17 protein-coding genes and 4 pseudogenes are annotated in these 22,119 nt (G+C 42.9%); 6 read left to right on the forward strand and 15 right to left on the reverse strand.

Annotation, left to right across the window (positions count from 1 at the left end):
- Positions 1-52: 52 nt before the first annotated feature.
- The 3 genes and pseudogenes from CDG79_RS24165 to CDG79_RS24175 form a co-directional block, all read right to left on the reverse strand.
- Positions 53-1,075, reverse strand: coding sequence for a tyrosine-type recombinase/integrase (locus CDG79_RS24165; RefSeq protein WP_094344395.1), 1,023 nt, complete (start codon positions 1,073-1,075; stop codon positions 53-55).
- A 309-nt stretch (positions 1,076-1,384) separates the two neighbouring features.
- A pseudogene (locus CDG79_RS24170) lies at positions 1,385-3,142 on the reverse strand (Tn3-like element ISNpu13 family transposase); the annotation flags it as partial.
- Positions 3,143-3,263: 121 nt separating this feature from the next.
- Positions 3,264-4,178 carry a tyrosine-type recombinase/integrase gene (locus CDG79_RS24175; protein WP_094344396.1) on the reverse strand — a complete coding sequence of 305 codons (915 nt, stop codon included), beginning with the start codon at positions 4,176-4,178 and terminating at the stop codon, positions 3,264-3,266.
- A gap of 76 nt (positions 4,179-4,254) precedes the next feature.
- Between CDG79_RS24175 and CDG79_RS24180 the strand changes: the two genes are divergently transcribed.
- On the forward strand, positions 4,255-4,722 hold the full coding sequence (locus CDG79_RS24180) for a double zinc ribbon domain-containing protein (RefSeq protein WP_094344397.1): 468 nt from the start codon (positions 4,255-4,257) through the stop codon (positions 4,720-4,722).
- Positions 4,723-5,066: 344 nt separating this feature from the next.
- On the opposite strand, the gene CDG79_RS24185 is transcribed toward CDG79_RS24180, so the two are convergent.
- On the reverse strand, positions 5,067-5,501 hold the full coding sequence (locus tag CDG79_RS24185; RefSeq protein ID WP_143855568.1) for a GIY-YIG nuclease family protein: 435 nt from the start codon (positions 5,499-5,501) through the stop codon (positions 5,067-5,069).
- Positions 5,502-6,111: 610 nt separating this feature from the next.
- Positions 6,112-7,071: a LolA family protein gene (locus CDG79_RS24190; RefSeq protein WP_094344399.1), complete on the reverse strand. Its 960-nt coding sequence runs from the start codon at positions 7,069-7,071 to the stop codon at positions 6,112-6,114.
- A 103-nt stretch (positions 7,072-7,174) separates the two neighbouring features.
- On the opposite strand from CDG79_RS24190, the gene CDG79_RS41305 reads away from it, so the two are divergent.
- The gene (locus CDG79_RS41305; RefSeq protein ID WP_143855569.1) at positions 7,175-7,510 is read left to right on the forward strand and encodes a hypothetical protein; all 336 of its coding nucleotides are present in this window, start codon (positions 7,175-7,177) and stop codon (positions 7,508-7,510) included.
- Here CDG79_RS41305 and CDG79_RS24200 read toward each other — a convergent pair.
- Both CDG79_RS24200 and CDG79_RS24205 read right to left on the reverse strand, forming a co-directional pair.
- Positions 7,484-7,837 (reverse strand): hypothetical protein, encoded by a 354-nt coding sequence (locus CDG79_RS24200; RefSeq protein WP_094344401.1) that lies wholly within the window; start codon positions 7,835-7,837, stop codon positions 7,484-7,486. The two genes, CDG79_RS41305 and CDG79_RS24200, sit on opposite strands and share 27 nt — an antisense overlap.
- A gap of 120 nt (positions 7,838-7,957) precedes the next feature.
- Positions 7,958-9,010, reverse strand: a complete 1,053-nt coding sequence (locus CDG79_RS24205; protein ID WP_094344402.1) for a PDDEXK nuclease domain-containing protein — start codon at positions 9,008-9,010, stop codon at positions 7,958-7,960.
- An 84-nt stretch (positions 9,011-9,094) separates the two neighbouring features.
- On the opposite strand from CDG79_RS24205, the gene CDG79_RS24210 reads away from it, so the two are divergent.
- Positions 9,095-9,685 (forward strand): ParA family protein, encoded by a 591-nt coding sequence (locus CDG79_RS24210; RefSeq protein ID WP_094344403.1) that lies wholly within the window; start codon positions 9,095-9,097, stop codon positions 9,683-9,685.
- Positions 9,682-10,410 (forward strand): ParB N-terminal domain-containing protein, encoded by a 729-nt coding sequence (locus CDG79_RS24215; RefSeq protein WP_094344404.1) that lies wholly within the window; start codon positions 9,682-9,684, stop codon positions 10,408-10,410. The genes CDG79_RS24210 and CDG79_RS24215 overlap by 4 nt, the downstream gene beginning before the upstream one ends.
- Before the next feature lie 229 nt (positions 10,411-10,639).
- On the opposite strand, the gene CDG79_RS44000 is transcribed toward CDG79_RS24215, so the two are convergent.
- The 5 genes and pseudogenes from CDG79_RS44000 to CDG79_RS24235 all read right to left on the reverse strand — a co-directional run bounded on the left by CDG79_RS44000 (position 10,640) and on the right by CDG79_RS24235 (position 17,333).
- Entirely contained in the window at positions 10,640-13,939 is a 3,300-nt protein-coding gene (locus CDG79_RS44000) for a hybrid sensor histidine kinase/response regulator (RefSeq protein WP_262985823.1), read from the reverse strand.
- Between the two features lie 15 nt (positions 13,940-13,954).
- A pseudogene (locus CDG79_RS45560) lies at positions 13,955-14,620 on the reverse strand (GAF domain-containing protein); the annotation flags it as partial.
- Positions 14,617-14,907: a helix-turn-helix domain-containing protein gene (locus tag CDG79_RS24225; protein WP_094344406.1), complete on the reverse strand. Its 291-nt coding sequence runs from the start codon at positions 14,905-14,907 to the stop codon at positions 14,617-14,619. The pseudogene CDG79_RS45560 and the gene CDG79_RS24225, both read right to left, overlap by 4 nt.
- Before the next feature lie 734 nt (positions 14,908-15,641).
- Complete coding sequence (locus CDG79_RS24230) at positions 15,642-15,959, reverse strand: hypothetical protein (protein ID WP_094344407.1); 318 nt, start codon at positions 15,957-15,959, stop codon at positions 15,642-15,644.
- Positions 15,960-16,853: 894 nt separating this feature from the next.
- Positions 16,854-17,333: a hypothetical protein gene (locus CDG79_RS24235; RefSeq protein ID WP_094344408.1), complete on the reverse strand. Its 480-nt coding sequence runs from the start codon at positions 17,331-17,333 to the stop codon at positions 16,854-16,856.
- Between the two features lie 440 nt (positions 17,334-17,773).
- Between CDG79_RS24235 and mobV the strand changes: the two genes are divergently transcribed.
- Positions 17,774-19,582, forward strand: a complete 1,809-nt coding sequence (mobV, locus tag CDG79_RS24245; RefSeq protein ID WP_094344410.1) for a MobV family relaxase — start codon at positions 17,774-17,776, stop codon at positions 19,580-19,582.
- A gap of 135 nt (positions 19,583-19,717) precedes the next feature.
- The gene (locus tag CDG79_RS24250; protein WP_094344411.1) at positions 19,718-20,272 is read left to right on the forward strand and encodes a hypothetical protein; all 555 of its coding nucleotides are present in this window, start codon (positions 19,718-19,720) and stop codon (positions 20,270-20,272) included.
- Between the two features lie 126 nt (positions 20,273-20,398).
- Here CDG79_RS24250 and CDG79_RS24255 read toward each other — a convergent pair.
- The 3 genes and pseudogenes from CDG79_RS24255 to CDG79_RS44935 all read right to left on the reverse strand — a co-directional run.
- Positions 20,399-20,750 (reverse strand): annotated as a pseudogene (locus CDG79_RS24255) (four helix bundle protein).
- A 111-nt stretch (positions 20,751-20,861) separates the two neighbouring features.
- Positions 20,862-21,668, reverse strand: a complete 807-nt coding sequence (locus CDG79_RS24260) for a putative bifunctional diguanylate cyclase/phosphodiesterase (protein ID WP_317616601.1) — start codon at positions 21,666-21,668, stop codon at positions 20,862-20,864.
- Between the two features lie 24 nt (positions 21,669-21,692).
- Positions 21,693-21,980: pseudogene (locus CDG79_RS44935) on the reverse strand (diguanylate cyclase domain-containing protein); the annotation flags it as partial.
- Between the last annotated feature and the right edge of the window lie 139 nt (positions 21,981-22,119).

Genomic DNA, 22,119 nt, shown 5'->3' on the forward strand with positions numbered 1-22,119 from the left:
TACCAGTTATTCAATAATATTAATCTCCTCTAATTAATCAATATATTAATTTTCATTGATCCGAATCCTTCAACATTGCTGTCAACAATTCCGACATCTCCCACAGGTCTTTATTCCTGTTGTCATCATAAATCATCAACGTTCGCGGGTCAGCATGACGGCTCAATTTCTGCACCTTTCTAATATTCCCATCAGTGGCATCAAGCGCCGCCGTAATCGCCGAATGCCTGACCCTATGCGGTGACATGGGTTTCTTAACCCCCACTGCCTTAAAAGCAGTAGCCACTATTTTATAGATAGCATCCGTAGTCAATCTATGCCCTTCATTATGAAAATCTAATGCTGTAAATATCGGTAAATTAGCATTCAAATCCCCCCTAGCAATTAACCAATCAGCAAGAGCAGCCGCCACATCTTTTGACATATCCAAATATTCTTCATTCGTTCCCTTACCCTTCCCTAAAACTCTCAACTTGCGTCCATAAAAATCAAAGTCCCCCACATTAAGATGGCATACCTCCTGGCGACGCAACGCTAAACCCCACAGCACCAGAAAAATTGCATAATTGCGTTTACCAATTAACGTTTCTCTATTAAATTGCTGAATCACAAGAGAGATCGCTTTGCTATCAACACCCCGCGTATCTCGGTACGCCTTAACCTTCTCCCCTGAAACATCTTCCAGGGAATAGTTGCACACCCCTAACTTCCGCCCCATCTTGGCTAACGACTTAATCGCCGCCAACCGCCGATTGATCGTCGCCTCCCGCAACCCAGATTTAATCAACATCGCCTTATATTTCAACACCACCATCACCGCCTGCTCTCGCTGCAAGTGCAGAAACTCCAGCACGCTATCACCAGTTGGCGGCAATAAAGTCATCTTCAGAAAGAAATCCCTCAAATCCTTCTCATAAGCCCTTTTAGTATTGGGGTTGCGCTTGTCTGCCAGCAGCTGCGCCAACACATCCGGGTCGCCCTGAAGCTGTGCGTCAAAATATCGAGCTAAAGGTGCATCTAAACACGCCTCCAATTCTACCTTGACGATTTCCCCCCAACCTGGCTCATTAGGCATAAATGCTCACTATTACGTTATTGATAATGCGCGTTTCCAATAACGAATATCATACGGCAACAGGTATAGGCATTAATCAAAACATGGAGTAGAGAGCAAAATACTTCTTGCGGAAGAAGGCAAGTGTCAATTGGTAATGCTATCTCTGTAATTTCCTGCTTTGATATCAAAATTGATAGCAAACACTAGGCATCTGGTGCAGCAGATATTGAAACAGACCAGCTTACAAACCGGGGTAAATATAGCGAAGCTGTCACCAGGGGCAAGATAGGCTGAAAGTACTGCGGTGGATGACTTTCAGACTATAAGATTAAGAGGAGAAACACAAATTCGACTTTTACCTGTCGTTTTAAGTGTGACTAAATTATTTTTAGGTATTCCTTTATCCAGTAAAGTTAATGATTGCTCCAAAGATTGCTGTAAATTAGCAATAAAGACTTCTACATCGGATGGTTGTTTCAAAGCTTGGAAATATTCTAATCTTTGCACCTCAAAATCAGCAGGTAAATCTTCTTCAGGGTTTCTGTAACGATTAGCTCCTACAACCCATATTTCCTTGCATCTCAGCTTTTCTCTCAATGCTTGCAGCACGCTCAACTCATAATTAATGCGATTAACTTTGATTTCATCGTCTGCTCCCGTCTCTAATATAATTTCTTGCCAACCACTACGTAACACACCATCAATGGGGATCTCTTCTCCTGCATCATAATAACGCTGTTTACTATCAGCATACTTTTTAAGTATTGATATCGCTTGAATAACTGGACGATGAACTTCATTATTTGAACGAAATTCTAGCTTGTTTAAAATTAACGGTAAAATTCGCCGATAATATCCACCATAAGAAGAGCGCATCACCGTATAAACTTTCTCACGGTAAGCATTCCCTGTAGATTTATACTCTTTCACTAAATTCTTGAGAGTCACTTCACTTACTACAGGAAAAATCACATCCTTGACTGTGCCATCAGGTGTTTTCAAGGAAGCTTCTGCCATTTGGTATAGTAGATTATTTTTCCCATGAACCCGTTTAAAATCCTGAATAAGTTCTTTATCTACACGTTTTTCTGCATTCGCACCTATGCGATGGACAATCTGAATGAGTAACTCTACTAAATTATCTATAACTTCTTGACTTCTGAGCCAACAAAAAGCTGTAAATAGTGTGTAGCGAATATGTTCTGGGTGACGGCGTAAGTCACGAGGATATTCAACAATTACCCGACTTTTATAGACTTGGAGAACTTTGGTAGAGATGTTTTTAAATAAGTCTGCTGGTAATTCTAATTGCTCAAAAATCTCTAATTTAGCAACTTCTTTTTGAAAACTTTCTACACCAATTCTCCCTGGATCTGTTTTTAATTCAGCCCATGTTAATCTAGTCACGTCAGTGTTGATTTCTGAGTTATTCGTGTCATCTAACTGTTGAGATAATTGGATATCTCCTGGATTATTCAGTTGTTTATCATGATTTATTTGTGTGGTATCATCTAATTCCTGATCGGAAGCTTTCTCTTTCAAAAAATCATTTATCCACTTTTTAGATTGGTTAGATAGTTGGGAAGTTATGTCCCGAAAAAATTTAGATTCAAAATTTCTGATAGCAGAGCGAATGATACGTTCTAATCTGGAATCTGTCGGTGGTTCAAGTTTTAAATTCCGTAGTCTCGCTACTGCTGCAAGTTTTAGCTGTTCAAATTTTAACTCATAAATTAGTGCTTGTTCTGCTAACCAATTAGTTAACTCAAAAGCATCACTAACTTTGGTTTCTTGAAATCCAAAGAATTCTCTAATTTGAGCGCGATGATATTTTATGGAGCGTCCTTGCCAATCGTAGTAAGAGTACTTTTGGGGGGAAATATCTAAAAGTTTGGCAACATAATCAACAACATTTTGGGAGATTTCTTGATTATTCTCAGGAAATCTGGCATAAATCTCAAAAAACTTGAGCAATATAGCAAAACCTAACCGATTTTCGTCGTTTTTCTGATTCAGTAGTGCTAATTCAAGAGGGAGTAGCGTCCAATACTCTACTAATTCTTCTGGCTGCCAGGTTTTTTTCATTAAGTCTCACTCTTCAACCAAACAGTATTCTATCTTCTTTGGGGTAACAATCTTTAACTGAGATAAAATGCTGTTTCTCTGTGAAAAACATACTGGAACTGAGTGATTCTATATAATTGCCTTAAAGGTCAGCTTCTTGGTCGGAATTAATCAGTATATTCAAGGCATGACGTGCGGCTGATTCTGATTTCTGTGAGGTGACTTTAGCGTAGCGTAAAGTTGTTTGAATACTTTCATGTCCCATTAATGAGCATAATTCCTCAATACTGATTAATCCCACTCGTTCTGTAGCAAATGTATGTCGTAAATCGTGAATGCGACAGAGTTGAAGTTGCGGATGCTTATTGGTTGTCTCCCGCCAATAATCATGCAATGTATGGTAGCTGATTCTACTGACTTTTAGGGTGACTGGATGTTGTGCTGTCAACAAGGCATCTGTGTTTTGATGCCGTGAGTATTTCAAGTATTTAGCAAGCGCTCTTGCTGCATCTTCACTGTAATAACACCAGCGTTGTTTATTGCCTTTCCCTAATACTTGAAATTTCTGGTTCTTGATATCTACAGAATCTATATTTAGGGCTAAAAGCTCTCCTATCCTGCATCCTGTGCGATGCAGTAAATAAACTATCGCACTGAGATGCAAGTCATCTTTTACGGCAGAATATAGTATATTTAGTTGTGATTGTGTTAAATATCTTATTGTATCGTCGCTTTTATGTTCGCCTTTCTCTCTTTCAGGTAGACGTTGTTTTAGTCCCCGGATGGGGTTGTTTTTTATATACCCTTGTTCTACTGCAAAGTTAAGCAAACTTTGTAATATTGCTTGATGCTTGTGGTGTGTCGTGTATTTTAAATGACTGAGATTATTTAGATACTCAACTAATGTTTGCTTACTGATAATTTCTATTGACCAACTTCCATACTTTTGCAGTAAAAGTCCGAGGGTCAGTTCATAGGTTTCTCTAGTACTTGGTGCTAGACCAGGACGCTCTAGAAATTCGGTCGTGACAGTGGCTAAAGTTACAGCCGATTTCACGTTGTTTCTGTATTCTCTCGCTTGGTTTTTTATTGATAAATTATATATCTTTTGAGGAGTTAGCTAACAGCTTTTTATGGATACTTTTAAAATTCCTAATAGTGATGAATCCCTTGCTAGTTACGTGTCACGGGTCAGGAAGAAACTCGATTTAACTCAGTCTGAGTTGGCGGATGCTGCTGGTATACATGGACGCTCTGTCGGGAAAATCGAGCGAGGACTTACGCTTAAAATTAATCGTAGGACACTTCAAGGGTTAGCGATCGCACTTGGCGTACCTCAAGAATATTTGGATGCTGTGATCAAGGGTGAGGAAGTATCTCAGGTTAGAGGGGTTAAGTTTTGTCCCCAATGTTGGAATCCTGGCGCGGCGGTTGACCCTATGTGGAGTCATATCAAAGCCAAGTTTTGTTATCTCTGCGGTACACCGATTCGAGCTAACTGTGCGAATTGCGGTGAGTTGGTGTTGTCTTTGAGACACCGATTTTGTCCAATTTGTGGCTGTGCTTATAAAACGCCTGTCAAAACCGCTAAAATCCAATAATCAACTCTTTTTTATAAAACCCAGACTCCACAATACTTTCAGCCTATCTTGCCCCTGGTGACAGCTTCGCTATATTTACCCCAAACCACCAGCCGTGATCGTCTAGGCATGGGCGATGACCTTTCTTTGGTCGGGCGTAGCCCATCGCAGTAGTCAATACAAGCCTGGATAGGTTTGTATATACGCTTCCTCTGTACCAATTTCTATACAGTTTGTCAGGAAAGCGATCGCCTGTTAAGTTGGCAGAGATTAACAATAGGTTTAAAAATCATCCATGTTTGACTCAACTATTCACTCTTAAATGGTCTTTATAACGCGAATCAAAGATAACGATAGTATTTTAGCTATATTTGGACTAAGTAATTGCTCCACAAAATTGATTCTTGGTTCTGTTGATTGAAAAGAGGATACCACTTCAAAATTAAGCTTTTTTCTAACTCTAACCGATACTTTTCTTCCCGAAGAATAGGTAAGTCCCAACGGGCGATATAAATAGATGATGAAAATCCGTAATTTTGATTTAATTGTTGATAGGACTCAATTTGTTTTTTGCGATGATGAGCGCCACTCGAAGAATAATTAAGTGTACGCAAACGCTTACAACAGTTTTTGCTTTGACCTATATATAAAATTAACGGAAGTGCTTTATCTAAAATAAAATAAATGCAAGCGTTATCAAATTGATTAACTTCTGTAGCAAAATTTAATGGCTGGAGCGGCAAAGTCAGAGGGTTAATAGTATCAGGATCTAGCTGACATTTGCAAGGGAGAGATGTCATATCAAACAGTTTTGTTTGCCTTCTAATTAAATTGTTTTCTTTTTCATCCTGCTGAAATTCAAAAATTCGTGACTTACTCTCTAGCAATACCTTATTACAGTTAATCGGTGGAAGATATCTCAATTTTTTTAATGTGTTTTTTGAGCTAAATTCAGTGTTTGAAAACAAAGTTAACTGCTCGACAGATTCTTGGTGATGCACCTTAAATAACCTTTTTAAAATAACAAATATGGCTCTTCATTACTTCTTATGCTAAATACGTCTGTAAATAAGCTTCAAACTCCTGTTGGGCAATAATAACAGCCGTTAGTATTAGCATTTGAGCCAAGATTTTTGAAATTGAAGCTATAACTCGCTGTAAGGCTTGATTTTCAAGGCAAGTAAAGGACTTTAATTAAAAATCCAGCATACTACGTACTGAAGAACCTTTATTATTAAATACTCCCTTTAAATGCTGCAAAAAAGAGATCAGATGGAGATGTCCGAATTATTGATGGATGGGTTGGATTGAATGGGTTGCCACACCTGTTAGAAGAAGTTTGAAAAGTTGATTTAAACGACATTGAAACAGAGGGACTGGGAAAAAGCAATTGAGTTGCGAACCTTGGCATCAAAAGGGAGAAATTGAAAGAGATTTTACTTTTTTTGCGCCTGGTGGTGGTAAAAATTTGAAAGTCTCCGCGTTTATAGTTGGGTTTGCAGTTCTCTGAATAATTTTTTCAGTAACCAGAATATTTAACCCATCGCTGTTACCGCCCATTTGCATTTGCTTGAGAGTTGCAGTTGCTGGTTGGACAAGCCCACTGAGGGTAAATCCATCTTTAGCATGAGTGTAATTGTAGGCAGAGAACTCCTCGCCATCAATTGTGCGTTTTTCTTCTTGTAACCCGGAGTCGTTAGCCAAACCAAACTCTTGGACAATTTCGCTTGATGATTTGCTTTGAACAATTAATTTTCTAGTATTTTCAGGTGCTTCTAGAAAAACCAAGGAGGATAAACCAATGAAAAGTAATTCTTCTTTGAAAGCTGCATAGGAAATTATGGCGTATTGTTGCAATTCAGATTTGTAAATCCAAACTTGTTTACCATCGCAAATCACCAGGGTGTAAAGTTTTGTTTTTCCGCCTGGTTGGATAAAGGTAATCTCGGAGCGGAACTTTCCATCTGATTCGGCAAGAGTTTTAGTTTGAACCTGAAAATTTAAATCGAAACCGTCTTTCTTGATACTCACCAAGGATTCAGATTCTGTCAGATAGCGATCGCTCTGTAAAAAAGCGGTAATAGCTCTAGCTAGCAGTTCCAGATCAAGTTTTTCCTGAGCCTGACTGATGTTTGTCCCTTTGCTTGCTATAACAATACGGGAGCTAGCAGGCGGGGAAGATAGGCCGGAAACCTGTACGGTCGTATCTTGTCCAAGAATACAACTTGCCAACGAACCATTTGAATAATTACTAATTGTCCCAGATTCACATGTAACTGACGCAATTGCAGGTAGAGAAACAGCAAAATTGATTGAAAATAAACCAAAAGTTGAGGTTAAAACAGCCAAAACTTTAGACGAAAATTTCATAAAATCAATACTGACGAAAAAAGTAAAATTTGTTACTTTAGTTCTACTTTCTCCCTGATAAAGACTGATACAGCAAAGGCACTGATCTTGCTTTAAAGTTTCTGTGAGCTTGGGCTGCAATCATCGGCTGTCTTTGTTCGCACATCAGCCAACAAAAAAAGCGTTCAAAGCCGCTCTGAAAGGTAGTTTTCAGCCTTTTTACCTCGAAAAATGCCTGAAAAACATTTTCGCTGCATGGTCGCGCCAGTTTACAAACCACCAGATATCCTTTGCCCATGCCAAGATAGAGCGATCGCAGTTGGTACTTGCCGGAGTCAGTTTGTATATAGGCTTTGTCTATATTAATTTCTATATAAGTTCTGAAAGAATGCCCTGGCTGCCAGCACCACCCTGCACCAAAAGTGCCACATTACTAATGGTTGACAGTAGCCGTAGATGAAACGAACTGAACATCGAGGTAGTGTCTGATATCTTCTATTTTTTTGGTTGAGAGTGCTTTCTTTCTCAAAGATGCAACAACACTATTAGCTCTAACCAACGCCAGCCAAATATCTAGGCTGTCTGCAATTTTTGTAAGAGTTTCTTCTTGAGACGTTATCTCTTCTTCGAGGTGATTTGGGTAAAATATCCCCCCAATTAATCCCCAATCTGGGCGCTCTTCTTCTAAATTTAGACTTATGTAGCAGCTATCAATTGCTGTTATGCCGCATTGACGAGCAAGCTGTCTTACCTTTTCCTTTATCCTCAAATATTCTACTGGAATCATAATCTTTCCGTAACTTCTTTCTTGTCACCATTCTGCTTCCCTGATTCGGGCATCATAAAAAGCTAATTTATCATCAGTTAGTTTCTCCATGCTTGCAAATTCAAATATTCATATTTTTAATCATTCTTCATCCTCTACTTCTACAGATAAATTTTCCAGTTCTGCCTCCAACTGCTCAATAGTTGGTAACTTTGTTTGTAAATCTTTTGGTAATGACTTAGTAAGTTTAGTTTGCCATTCAGCAATCCCAATTGGTTTATTGACATCACGCAGCGCATACTCAGCAATAACATTATCCTTACTTGCACATAAAATTAAACCAATTGAAGGACTATCTACAGGAGATTTGAGCAAATCATCCACAGCCGAAAGATAAAAATTTATTTTTCCTGCATATTCAGGTTTAAATTTACCAGTTTTCAGTTCAATTACTATAAAACAATGTAGTTTAACATGATAGAAAAGCAAGTCTATATAAAAATCATCATCTCCTACTTTCAAATTATATTGTTGACCAATAAAAGAAAATCCCACACCCAATTCTAAAAGAAATTGAGTAATGTGTTTCACAAGTTCTTTTTCTACTTCCCGTTCTTGTGCTGCTTCTCCTAAACTTAAAAAATCAAAAATATAAGGGTCTTTCAAAGTTTCAAGAGCAATGTCTGATTGAGGAGACGGTAATATGACATTAAAGTTATTGACAGCTTTTCCCTGACGCTCAAAAAGTCTATTGTTAATTTGTAGAGTTAAAATATTTCGACTCCAACCATTTTCTCTGGTTTTTTGGATGTACCATTCACGCTCCAAATTATTTTTAACTTTATCTAAAATTACACAGTTATGAAACCAAGGAATTAGTGCAGCAGCCTGCTGCACAATTTGCTCATCTGGGTAAGCTTCAGCAAAAGCCCGCATATACTTAAGATTACGTGCTGAGAATCCCTTTATATCTGGGAAAGCTGCTTTTAAATCTCTGGCGAGACGTTCGATAACTTTTGCACCCCATCCCTGCTGCTGCTGTCTGATGATAATTTCGCGCCCGATTTGCCAATAAAGTAACACTAACTCACGGTTAACAGACAAAGCTGCTCTTACTTGGGCGTTGCGTATGCGTTCTTTTAACTCTCGTAAAAAGTCATCATAGCCATCCATTGGTGATAAGTTATCTGCCATACCCCAACCCGCGTAAATTCTCTTTAATTATTGTCTCTTGTGCTGTACAATCCGCCATCATGACTGGAATGTGACTAAACTGCAATGATTATTACTATCGCATCGTTCAAAGGGGGTGTAGGAAAATCTACCACAGCAATACATCTGGCAGCTTACCTTGCTATCAAAGGTAAAACTGTACTAGCTGATGGTGATCTTAATCGCTCTGTATTGCATTGGTCAGAGCGTGGTAAAAGTCCAATAGATGTTTATGATCAGAGCGAAATAGACCAAGCCAAAGATTTTGAGCATCTTGTGATTGACACTCCCGCCCGTCCTGCCAGTAATGAGTTGAAAGCATTAGCAAGCTCTAGTGATTTACTGATTATTCCCACCCATCCCAGCACTTTCGCTCTAGAAGCATTGATTGAAACTGTGGGAGAACTGAACGAATTGCCGCCTGGAAGGTTTAAAGTTTTACTGACTTGTGTTCCTCCTTCCCCCAGCCGTGATGGATATAAAGCCAAAGAAAGTCTTGAAAAATTTGGCTTACCCTTGTTTAAAACTTGGATTAGAAGAATGGCTGTTTACCTGAAAGCTGAAAATTTTGGAGTTCCAGTTTATATGGTAAAAGATCCTCGTGCTTCTGATGCCTGGAGCGATTACCAGGCAGTGGGTAAGGAAATTCTCTCATGACCAATTTTGATAAAATTCTGGAGGTCGCTCAAAAACGGCAGGGGCAATCTCAACCCCTAAAGCTCCAAGATTCTACAGTTTTACTGGAGCAGATTAAAGACCGTGAGCAGGATACGCGACCTTTAAATCCAAAGCACGTTGAGTCTCTGGCAGAGTCAATTGCTGTTTTAGGATTAATAGAACCATTGGTTTTAGATAATAAAGCTAGATTGCTGGCTGGAGGGCATCGGTTAGCGGCAATTCAACTTCTAAAGGAACAGCAGGCAGATAAATATCTTCATCAGTTCCCAGATAATCGCATTCCTATCAGAATGTTGCCATTTGATGCGGAGTCAGAACCAGATTTGGCACTGCAAGTAGAAATAGCAGAGAACGAACAGCGTAGAGACTATACGCCAAACGAAGTAAAAGCAATTGCCGAACGTCTACGCACTGCTGGATTTATTGACGTAAAGGGAAGACCCAAGAAAGGACAAAAGCCTTTAATGCCTGCTCTAGCAGTTGTAGTTGGCAAAAACCTGCGTACAGTACAAAGATATTTTGAATCGAAGCAAGATACTGACAAGGATAAAAGTACGACAGGTGTCGTACTTTTAAAACAAGCGTTAACTAAGCTGAAGCAGTGGCAACAAATTGAGCCGAAAACCCCGAAAGAGAAAGCTTTAGCAAAACGTCTGTCAGAATTCATGAACTTGATTGAGGATGTCTTGGGTAACGAGAAATAAACTGATGTATCTGGATTTTAACCAAAATATTGGCCAACCGAAAAGTACGACACCTGTCGTACTTTCAAAACAAGCTTAACTAAGCTGAAGCAGTGGCAACAAATTGAGCCGAAAATACCCGAATTTTCTTTCCAGGGCTGTCGCTGGGAGAAGATTATTGATGACACACCGTCAGGCGTTGCTCAATGGCGTAAATCATTGTTCTGTTTTCTTCTTGCCCTACAGAAAATTAGTTGTGTTCTAGCAAGTTTGCAATCGCCCTCACTAACTCCTCTGGCTCTACAGGTTTTGTAATGTGAGTTTGAAATCCTACCTGAAGTGCCCTTTGTTGGTCAATTTCTGCGGCATAAGCGGTTAGTGCGATCGCCCGAATGGTTCCTCCTTGATTCGGTGGGCGAGATCGAATCTGCTGCATCAGCATATAGCCGTCCATCTCAGGCATACCTATGTCACTCACTAGCACGTCAGGAGTGAACTGTTCTAGAGCTTGCAAAGCTTCTAAGCCAGAAGCGACGGCTGTCACATTTGCCCCGCTTTGTGACAGCACAAATGCCTGAAACTCGCGGGTATCTGGTTCATCATCTACCAGCAAAATTTGAACGCCGTCTAAAGGCACTTCTGCTTCTGTCTGTGTGGGGATTGGCTCGGATGCGATCAATGTTGCCTGCTGCATGACAGGCAGTTTTATGATGAAGGTTGCGCCTTGATTCTCACCCTGACTTTCTGCCCGAACTGTACCCCCGTGCATTTCTACAATTTGCCGCACGATCGCTAGTCCCAATCCCAACCCGCCAAATTTGCGTGTCGTTGAGCCGTCTTCTTGCCGAAAATACTCAAATACATGGGGCAAAAACTGTGGATTGATGCCCTTGCCCTGATCAATTACCCGAATCTTCGCTAGCCCGTCGAGTTGCCGCAGTTCAACGGTTACTTGTCCGCTGTTGGGTGTGAACTTAACGGCATTGGTAAGCAAATTCCACACCACTTGCTGCAAGCGGGCTGCATCGCCAGAAATCGGAGCGTTCTCAGAGTCCAGATCGAGAGCGATCTCAATATTTTTTGCTTCTGCTGCCAAACGCACCGTTTCAACGGCGGCAGAAATTACAAAGGTCAAACTGACCGGAGCCGCTGTTAAGCTTAGTTTGCCCTGCATGATCCGGGAGATGTCGAGCAAATCTTCGATTAGTTGCGTCTGTAGATTGGCATTGCGCTCGATAGTTTTCAAGGCTTCGGCTCTCCGAGCTTCGCTCAGTTTGCCGTTTTGTAGTAAGCGCGCCCAGCCCAAAATCGGGTTGAGAGGCGATCGCAATTCATGGGACAGCACCGCCAAAAACTCATCTTTGATCCGATTGGCACGATCGGCTGCCTCTCTTGCGGCTTGTTCACGAGCAAGGAGTTGTTCTCGTTCTGCCTGAATGCGTTTTTGCTCAGTGATATTGAGTACAGTGCCGACAAAGCGTTGTGGCTTGTCGGCAGAATCAAAGTAGGCCTGTCCTTTGGCCGCAATCCACCGTTCAACCCCATCCTGAATCCCAATCGTGCGATATTCTACGTCATACTTGCCGCTGCTTGCTGGATTCAAAGTCCATTGCACTACCTGTTCTAGTCGTTCGCGATCGTCGGGGTGCAGTCCGGCAAAAAAGACCTCAATGCTGCAAAGAGCTTCTGGTGGTAAGCCAAACATGGCTTTGCAACCCTCATCCCAAATCAATTGATTGGTGATGAGATTCCAGTCCCAGGTGCCTAATTGGGCAGCTTCGATCGCCATGCGGAAGCGGTTTTCACTGTCGCGCAAGGCTGCTTCAGCGCGGGCGCGTTCGACTGCCGCCCAAGTGCGCTCGGCTACTTCTTCTGCCAAGGACACCTCGTCCGGTGTCCAAGCTCGTGACCCAGATGTGTGAACTGCCAGCCCCGCTACGAACTCGCCCCTCTTGACCAGGGGTATGCCGATGTAGGCACCAATCTGGATCGCGGCATAGGCTGCTCGCTGATCTGGGGACAGGTTGGGATCGGCTTCTACATTAGATGCGGACACGGCGCGACCAGTGCGGTAGACTGCTAGCAGTTCTGCCCCGAACGAATCAATCGGGTAGTTGCCAGCGAGTGCTGCGGCTCCATTAACATAATCACGCTCAACGACGTAATCAGCACCGCGAACCTCGAAATACGCTACCCGGTTCGCACCCAGATATTCACCCAGCACACGGCTGGCCGTAGCCTGAATCTCTACTGGGTCGGCAAGCGAACGGAGCGCGTCGGTGAGAGAGACGCGGAAAGCATTCAATTCGGCGGTTCGCCGCGAAAGTTCTTCTGCCCGTTTGCGATCGCTAATATCTTTGAAGACAATAGCAACTTTTCGCGCTTGTGGCTCACCTATGCGACAGGCATACACATCGAACCATCGGTTCATTGCAAGAGAGCCATTTTCAAAGCGAGCAGGTTCACCCGTTAGAGCAACTTGACCGTAAATCTGAATCCAATGATCTTCTAAATCTGGAACTAACTGCCGCACCGTTTTCCCGACTGCTTGTTGAAGTCCCGCTTGTTGCTCAAAGGTGGGATTGATCTCTAAGAAGCGGTAGTCGTTTGCGCGAAGCGCACTGCCGGAGGCACTTGGTGTATCATTTTCGTCAAATAGCACTTCAACAATGCAGAAGCCTTCATCGATCGACTCAAACAGCGTCCGGTAGCGTTCTTCGGATTGACGCAGGGTTGCGGCAGTTTGAATCTGCTCGGTCACATTCCTGAAATAAACGGTGATGCCGTTTGCGGCGGGGTAGGTGCGAACCTCGTACCATCGGTCGTGATCCGGGTAAAACGCGGTCATTGACGCAGCCACACGATCGCGCATGGCGCTCCAGTAAATCTGCGCCAACTCGTTGCTAATGAGTCCTGGATACTCTGACCACAAATTCTTGCCAACTAAATCGCCTGGAGCGCGATCTAGTAGTGTTTCGGCAGATGGATTCATATAGGTAAACTGCCAGTTCTCATCCAGTGCAAAGAAGGCTTCAGCGATGCTCTCCAGAATATTTCGAGCCTGCTTCTCGCTTTGGTACAAAGCTTGCTCTACCCGCTTGCGATCAGTGATGTCTCGCGTCACGCCTGCCACTGCATCTACAACGCCGTTTATGCCCAAAAGTGGCACTAAAATGTATTCATAGGCGCGCGTGCCGATTGCGCTAGTGTAGGGCGTTTCATCCTTTATCGGCTGGCGCGTGGCGATCACCTGTTGAATCTGTTGCTGAAGTCGGGTTGCTAAATCGGTTGGATAATCCAGCTCAAAAAAGTTCCTTCCCAAAGCTTCATCCGAAGTTTTCTGCCAAAGATTAAGCAACGCTGGGCTGACATACGTGAACCGTCCCGCCAAATCAAAGGTGTAAATAAAATCGGGAATTGCAGCTCCTATCGCGTCGAACTTCCACAGTTGCCGTTCGAGTTCGGTGCGGCTCTGGCGTAATGCTGCTTCAGCACGGGCACGCTCGACGGCTGCCCACGTCTGCTCTGCTGTTTCCTCGACTCGTTTCACCTCGTCTTTCGTCCACGGACGAGGGTTTGCCTGATGCACCGCCAGCAGTGCGACAAATTGATCGTTCTTGATCAGGGGCACATCAATATGCGCGGCAATATCAATCGTTTGATACATTGCCTTCTGGCTGGCTGTGTATTTGGGGTAGTTTGCCACATCGGGCACGATCACCGTTTGCCCCGCTCGATGGTCATCTGTCAGGTTGCGTCCGAAGTCTTCCAGATGGTACAGTCCGCTCAGTTCGGCAACACCGTTTGTGTAGTTTTTATGAACGATGACCTCCTTGCCGCCCGGTAACACTTCAATGTAAATAACGCGGCTTGCGCCTAGAGACTCGCCCAGAACAAGGGCAGCGATCGCCTGAATCTCATTAGCGTCACTCAACGGGCGTAGCGCATTGGTAAGCTTGACTCGAAACGCATCGGCTTGGGCAGCTTGACGCAAGGAATCTGTTGATGTACGTCCTTGCAGCAGATCAGATTCTAGCTGCGTCTTTTCTGTCGGCTGGGCTTGATCGAGTTCCGTCAACAGGATCTGCACAGCCGTTTTTAGGCTGTCCGGCCAGGTTTCGACAGCCCCTAGCGGCGTTTGCGACCAATTGTGCGATCTCAACAATGCACCTATCTCGCCGCCACCAACAAAGAGGTTTTCAGCCCAAGCCTTGTGTTCCTCTGCCTTCATGCTTTCAGATCCTTTGTCGGAAAGTATTTTTCTCGAATTGTCTGACTGTGTTTGCGTAAGGCGGCATCGGGTGACTCAGACAATTGGTTTAGCAGAGCATCAATTTGCTTAAGTGCCAAAGGAGAAGGAGTCGCATGTCCATTTTCCCAGCGATTGATCGTTGGAAATGTGACACCGAGTTGAGTCGCAAACTTCTCCTGTGTCAGCTTCAGAGTTTGCCGGAGTTCCCGAATCAATTGACCCACAGATGGTTGTTCAACACCAAGGTAATCCTGATGGAAAGGCATACGACTCAAACTTTATAAAGTCCTTTATTTCTATAAATTCTATAAATTTTGGTTAGTTTTGGCAAAGAAACAATTTATCTCAAGACGTAAAGTGTTTTTTTGCTGGGCTTTGAATCATAATTTCAGTAGACTGAAAAGTTTCCCAAAAGCCCTACCAGTTCTTCATTTCCACTTGAGAATACAAGGATATGAAATCAGCTTGTAATATGCCTTATTTCTTACCTTTTCTTTCGCTAATCCTGGGCTGAAGACGGCGAAGAGCATTCCACCTTCTTAGTCAAACGTGTAATCGATGCCTCAAAGTCTTCTAGATTCATTGATGTCTACAGCGTGCGCCTAACACTACCTCAGATGGTAGTGAGCCACGCTCATTTGATTGTTACCTCGCTTTCGCCACTACCGCCATAAAAATACCCCCATATTCTGGGGGCGATTGATGTGGTTGATGTGCCTAAAAGGACACAATCGAATAATGAGAGTTCGCTATAAGGATTTCTGTATATGTGCCCATCTTAGAATGAGCTATCGGTGGATGTCTTCGGTGATTACTGACTCTTCAAAATCGCTTCACAACAACTTTTCAATAACTTGCGGCTCCCACTAAGATATTCTTCTTTCAATCTACTCCAAAAGCTTTAAGTATCTTTAATGGCAGCTTATACCCAAAGATGAACAACTGCCGGGAGCATCCATGCTCTTCCTTTCATTGAACATGAATGCTTGAGACACGTATATTAACTTGCGCCAGCTTCAGCCACCGCTACATCTGGCTTGGACTCCTTCACTTTCTTCTCGAAAATCTGGATTCCTGCGTCAATCACCTCAAACCCTTTTTCTGTTCGTTGGGCAAGCTTACCCGATACAGCCCCAGCCCAGTCTGCAAATTCCGAGGCGCTAGTCTCAGCCTTCCGCCAACTTTTTGCATTAACTTGAGCGGTAAAGACTATGCCGTTCTGATCAGTCAACTCGATTGCAACTTTCTTATTCTCGACTGGTGTGGCTGTTGGTAGTTCACCGCTAAATTTTATTGTCACTTCGCTTTTGACTTCCATAGCTTACCCCTGGCTCATCATCAATTTCATTTTTCCCGCTCCTGATTTTATCTTGGATTAGGTTCACCACAAGATGCGCGATCGCTTGGCTATTGTAGTTAGATCACTTTGAAAGTAAACGTTGAGCATTCGGCTTGAAACAAAACCAAGACTCAACATTAAAAAACAAAATCCACAAAAAAAATTTACCCCTATTTTTGACCCTTTTTTTGCATAAACAACTGATAATTACTCTCAATATAAACCGCCCAAACCGTGATTATTGACAGATTTATCAATAAATATTACAGTTTTGGCACTAACTTCTTGATTTGACTCAACTCGTGCATCTGAGATAAAACCTCGACAAAACATCCATTTTCCCAATTCTCACCAACTACATTCAACATCTCCCAATATCTAGACAATATCTCCCAAATCTCCAATTTTTTCTTACCTTTTTACCCCTTAAAAATCATCCAGTTACAAAATTCTCATTAGCTCAAAAATTCCCAATAAATCCGAACAGTTCCCAATACTTATAAGAAGTCTCCCATTTGCTCCCAATAATTGGTAAATTCTTGGGAAATTCGCTTAAAAGCTTTTAAGCTCTGTAATCCATCTTTTGATGACGCACAGTACGCCATCTTTGGCGGAAAGTTTTTGAGAGTCAAAAATGAAAAGCAGAAGCAGAAGCAACACCCATCAAAAAATACTACCGAAAAACTACATAAGCACGACAAAAGCCCCCGATGAGTTCACCACTCTGAAAACTGCGGCGATTCTTCTCTAGTTCTTCGCTCAAAAAGCGCGACTCGATAATCAGTGAATATTATCATGCCCAATGTGCAGCATCTGATAGTGGGGTAAGTACCCAAAAGGTAAGTCCTGTGTTCATGAGCTTTTTCTCAACTACTACTCGACACCAAACAGCTTGTTGATCTGTTTCATTTCCGGTGACAGTTCTAGTTCCATCAAATCGTCACTGTCTTCATCTAAGGTTTGGTCATCGTCATCCGAGGTGGACACCCGGATTTGCTCATCATCATTCAAGTTCTCATTATTTTTAGTGGGATTCACAGTTTCAGGAGAAGCACTAAAAAGTGTTGTGTCGGATGAAGGTAATTTTTTTATGCCAGCTATCCTTCTAATGGTGGCAAGTTTTCCTTCTAGTTTCTCAATCGCCGACCAACAAGCAAGACTCAACTCTTCAGAACTGACTTGGCCCTCTAACGCTTCAGGCAACCAAAAAGCAGTTAGAGCTTCCATTGAAAATTCCGTGGCGGCTTTATTAGAGGGATGGTTCAATAAATATTCAATGACCTTGCCCTCCCAAGAATTAGATTTGCGTTTTATTCTCGGCAACTCAACATCTTTGTAGCGTGGTGCGCTCATGTGTCTCCTAAGTAATAGACGGATTATCGTAGCACAAAACATCAGTGTTTTATCTGAGTTTTTTAGCGGTGTTAATGAGCATTATAGTGGTGTTAATTAGTTTAAAAGGGGTGGAAAAAATTGCCAAAAATTCCCGCCCGAAAAATAATAATGAGTATTAGAGTGGTATAAATGAGTTTTTTAGTGGTATTAGGGGAGAAAACGTCTAAAAAGCGCCAAATCTGCCTGCAAAGCTTACACAGCAAGCTTTTCGGCGGTTGGAGGGGACTCCCACCAAAAATTTTCGGCAGGGTGTACCAAGTTGTATCCATACTCACTATGGTTTCATGCCCTGCGGGTGGCTGCGCCATCTCTCGCTGCGCTCGTGACATGAAACCGCCGTTCGCCCGAAGGGGTTTTTGAGTACTACACTCACACTGCATTTGTAACATAAATCTTTGATGTCGCCACTAACCATTCTCAGAATTGAGAAACTAAAAACATTCGGCAACGTTGCTCTTAGTGATGACCATGTTAGCAGAAACAGAGAAACACCCAACGCAGATCCAACTAGAGAGAATGTCCGGTTAATTGGGGGAGAAGACGAACGCGCACTCGAAGAGATAGTTAAAGAAAAAATCTCTACGCTCAAGCATCGCCCTCGGCATGATGCAGTGTTATGCACTGAAATGTTTCTCTCGGCATCGCCTGAATATTTTCGTCCTGGTGATCCATCTCTTTCTGGGCAATGGTCTGATTCACTGATGCAGCAGTGGGCGATCGCATCCCGTGACTGGCTAGCTCAAAACTATGGGTCAAAGTGCGTTAGGGCAGAACTTCACCTAGATGAAAGTACCCCACACATCCACGCCTACATCGTGCCATTGAACGATAAAACTGGCAGAGTCAGTCATGATGCGATGTTTGGCGGCAGAGGTGGACAGGGAAGAATTAAGTTATCCAAACTCCAAGATAGTTATGCTGCTGCACTCGCTCCTTTGGGCATTGAACGAGGGGTTAAGGGCAGTAAGGCAACCCACACCAAAGTAAAGGAATATTACCAAGCGGTTAACAGTGAACCACTCACCGCAGTCATTACAAATAACCAATTAGCGCCAACGCCTTTTGAATCAGCTAGTAGTTATGTAACCAGGATTCAGTCAGATGACCAGTTCCAAGCGATTAACCATCAACTCGCTGACCGAAAGTTCATGGAACAGCGATTAGAAAGGGCAGAGCAACGGGCGAGGGCCAGTGAGAAGGAACGACAACGGCTAGAAGAAATTGTGCGCGAGCTTGAATTGAAAACCCAACAACTGCGCGACTTGGCCTTAGAGGATGTCGCCTGGGAGTTGGGGCTACACCACGAGGAAGGAAAATGGAAGGGTCACGGTAACATCATTAATATAGATGGGCCCAAATTCTACGACTTCGCCCCCGATCAACAAAAGGGTGGCGGTGGTGCGATTGACTTGGTGATGCACGTTAACAATTGCAATCTGCGGCAGGCAGTCGTCTGGTTGCATGAGCGTTTTGGTGAGTCGGGGGCAGAACGAGCAGCGATCGCAAAAAGTCGTGAAGTGGCTGCTGAAATTATCCAGTTAGAACCACGCGACAAATTCAGGCTACCAGTTGAGGACAAAACCAAGTGGTCTTCTGTGTACAACTACCTGACCCAAAAACGGGGGATACCATCAAATTTTGTGGAACTTCTGCATAAAAGGGGGTTAGTTTACGCTGATGACCAGCAAAACGCTGTGTTCGTCATGCGGAATCTTGGCGAAGAACCCCAGGCATTAGGAGCATTTCTGCGGGGGACACGGGGCGATAACAACACTTTCAAGGGTTACGAGAAAGGGACTAAGCGGCGTGAGGGCTGGTTTCACTTTCACTTAGGCGGACAGCCTAATGATCCTGTAGAGAAAGTGGTGCTTTTGAAATCGCCTATCGATGCCGTGTCTTTTGCCATGCTGGAATATCAGCGCTTAGGCGACGTGCCACCCAATAGAACGCTGTACATGGCGGTAGATAATCCCAAAAGCTTACCAGTAGAGCAATTGCAGAATATTCCTAATTTACAAGTGGCATTTGACTCGGACGATTCTGGTAATGCAGCTGCACGAGTTGTTAAGGAACTACTGCCACAAGCCAAGCGGCTCAAGTGCAAAGCTGACGATTGGAATCAGCAGCTACTTGATTATGGGCGACAGTTAAGGCAACAGCAGCAACAGCAACGCCAGCAGGAGCAGGATGATGAATTGAGTCTTTAATAGTCAGCGTTCTAGTAGTGAACTGTACAGTCATTTTTGTAGCATAAAAGTAGTTTTTTAGTAGTTGATTTTGATTCAAGTGATTTGAAATTTACTTAAATCGTCACTTTTTTTCAAAAAAACTTTCCAAACTTTTTGGGCAAGGGGTATGCCTTAATTAATGTTGGAGAGTTTCGCCCAGACATTGGTGAATTCATTTACCCAGAAAAAGATGGGCTTGCAACTTTGTGGCTGGATGAAACTTCAACTCATAAATATCTAAACAGCGAAATGGCCACTAACGTTTTGAACGTTGTCGATCACTCATGCTGCCCCCCTCACCACGAAGTTTTCATTTTCATGGGCAGTATTGATAATGGCGATGCAGTTATTGAAGGTCGATACAGTGTAGCTGTCATGAGTTTCGATGTTGCTGATCCCTACCGCCTCAAACCCTCATCAATTACATCTAAACAAATCGAGAAACGGATGCTCCCGATGGCTACTAGCGGAGTCCGTCTGCTGATTCTCGATACCTCTAATCCTGATTTTATGGGTAAGAACCTAGCATTATGGCTGCGTGAAATCAAAAGGTTAGGAAATCAAGCCTCGCAACACTTTAGCGTCATGATAGATGCCACTGATGAGTTTCCAGCAGAACTACCGCCGGATTTGCAAGATGACTGCTGGACTATCAGGTTTGGCAATTAGTCCGCTACTGCATTACACGTAATAGCCCAAAAGTGTACTACGCAGCTAGCATCGGGAGCAATGCGATTTTGTGAGGTGAGGCAGGAGGCAGAGGGCAGGAGGCAGGAGGCAAGAGACAGAAGGGTTTTAAGACTTAATCTTTTGAATGCTTGACACTAAAATTCCTTGAAACCTATCGACTTCTTCCAAAACAGGAATAAATAGTTCAGCCGATGCTAATCCGACTTCCTTAGAAATAATCAACTGAGTATCAAGTTCTCGAAGCGAACCTAAAGCAATGTGTAGAAATTGAATATATTCGTTCTGCGTTCGTCTTCCATAACCTTCAGCTATATTTGATGGCACAGAAACTGCCGAGCGTCTAATCTGGCTAGTTAATCCGTAAAGTTCAGATTTCGGGAATTTTTCGGTAAGTCGATAGCAGTTATATGTCTTGCTTGACACCACGCTGCCAAATAAATTGTTCTCTGTAACTCATAGCGCAAGAAGTTTGAAGTAGGAAGTTGGGAGAAATTGACATTATTATACACCTCCTGCCCCCTGCCTCCTGCCTTGAACACAGAATTCTCACAAAATCGCGTTGCTCCCGCTAGCATCTAGGTTCAATGCCAGATACAATTAATGTTTCTACCGACTTGCTATCGAGGGGTTTGGAGAAAAAATATCCCTGTGCATATTTGCATTTCATGGCTGTAAGTTGTGCCAGTTGCTCCAGTGTTTCTACGCCCTCTGCTATTACATCTATATTTAAACTCTGTGCGAGGGTGATGATCGCCTGAATAATCTCTAAGTTTTCCCCGTTAGCACCAATCTTGGCAATAAAGGAACGATCAATCTTCAAAGCATTACTTGGAAAGCGGTGCAGGTAACTCAAGGATGAATAGCCTATGCCAAAATCATCTAAGTGTAATTGGATATTCATCTGTTGCAGTTCCAAGAGCATAAAAGTTGCTGATTGAATATTTTCCATAAGTACGCTTTCGGTAATCTCCAGGTTTAAATTGCTGGCTTCTAGACCAGTCTTTTGCATAATTTGGTTAATTTGCTCAATCAGCCCGGTTTGTGAAAATTGTTTTGCGGAAAGATTTACACTAATTGTCAAGGGTGGGTCAGTAGGAAATTGTATTTGCCAATCATGCATCTGACGACAAGCCTCGCCCAGTACCCAATAACCAATAGGGATAATCAGCCCAGTTTCTTCCGCCAGTGGAATAAAGTTGTCTGGAGCAACTAATCCGTGTTGTGGGTGTTGCCAGCGAACGAGAGCCTCGAAGCCAATAATCTTGCAAGTTTCTAATAAAACAATTGGCTGGTAGTAAACCTGAAACTCCTGGTGTTCAATTGCCCGTCGTAGATCCATCTCTAACTCTAATAGCTTCGTAACTTCGGTGTACATGGTTGAGTCAAATATCTCATGGCGTGCCTTACCCAATGTCTTAGCGCGATACATTGCAATGTCAGCATCGCGTAGGACTTCCTCCGGTCGGTTGTAACTACCCTTGTTCAGGGCGATGCCAATGCTGACGGTAGTAAATACTTCGTACCCGCTGAGTTGGAACGCAGATGTCAGAGCTTCGTGTATTCGCTCCACTATGCTTGTTACTTCATTGGCGTTTTTGAGATCATCAAGCAAAATTGTAAACTCATCTCCTCCTAAACGAGCAACTGTGTCTCCAGAGCGCAGGCAATTCTCCAATCTGCGAGCAAGGGCAGTTAGTAGCCCACATTCCGCACTTCATAATGTGGTACATAATCTTACATAATTCCCCTCTGATACGAGTAAATAAAAATACTCAGAAGCTTTAAGTAAGTCGATATGAAGAATAAACCTAGATTGTGAAGTACAA

This window comes from Nostoc sp. 'Peltigera membranacea cyanobiont' 232 (assembly GCF_002245985.1).
Taxonomy (GTDB): Bacteria; Cyanobacteriota; Cyanobacteriia; order Cyanobacteriales; family Nostocaceae; genus Nostoc.

Coding starts and splice junctions, on each gene's coding strand:
- CDG79_RS24165 (WP_094344395.1), bottom strand. CDS start 1,075: ATGCCTAATGAGCCAGGTTGGGGGGAAATCGTCAAGGTAGAATTGGAG.
- CDG79_RS24180 (WP_094344397.1), top strand. CDS start 4,255: ATGGATACTTTTAAAATTCCTAATAGTGATGAATCCCTTGCTAGTTAC.
- CDG79_RS24185 (WP_143855568.1), bottom strand. CDS start 5,501: ATGACATCTCTCCCTTGCAAATGTCAGCTAGATCCTGATACTATTAAC.
- CDG79_RS24190 (WP_094344399.1), bottom strand. CDS start 7,071: ATGAAATTTTCGTCTAAAGTTTTGGCTGTTTTAACCTCAACTTTTGGT.
- CDG79_RS24200 (WP_094344401.1), bottom strand. CDS start 7,837: ATGATTCCAGTAGAATATTTGAGGATAAAGGAAAAGGTAAGACAGCTT.
- CDG79_RS24205 (WP_094344402.1), bottom strand. CDS start 9,010: ATGGCAGATAACTTATCACCAATGGATGGCTATGATGACTTTTTACGA.
- CDG79_RS24210 (WP_094344403.1), top strand. CDS start 9,095: ATGATTATTACTATCGCATCGTTCAAAGGGGGTGTAGGAAAATCTACC.
- CDG79_RS24215 (WP_094344404.1), top strand. CDS start 9,682: ATGACCAATTTTGATAAAATTCTGGAGGTCGCTCAAAAACGGCAGGGG.
- CDG79_RS24225 (WP_094344406.1), bottom strand. CDS start 14,907: ATGCCTTTCCATCAGGATTACCTTGGTGTTGAACAACCATCTGTGGGT.
- CDG79_RS24230 (WP_094344407.1), bottom strand. CDS start 15,959: ATGGAAGTCAAAAGCGAAGTGACAATAAAATTTAGCGGTGAACTACCA.
- CDG79_RS24235 (WP_094344408.1), bottom strand. CDS start 17,333: ATGAGCGCACCACGCTACAAAGATGTTGAGTTGCCGAGAATAAAACGC.
- mobV (WP_094344410.1), top strand. CDS start 17,774: ATGTCGCCACTAACCATTCTCAGAATTGAGAAACTAAAAACATTCGGC.
- CDG79_RS24260 (WP_317616601.1), bottom strand. CDS start 21,668: ATGTACACCGAAGTTACGAAGCTATTAGAGTTAGAGATGGATCTACGA.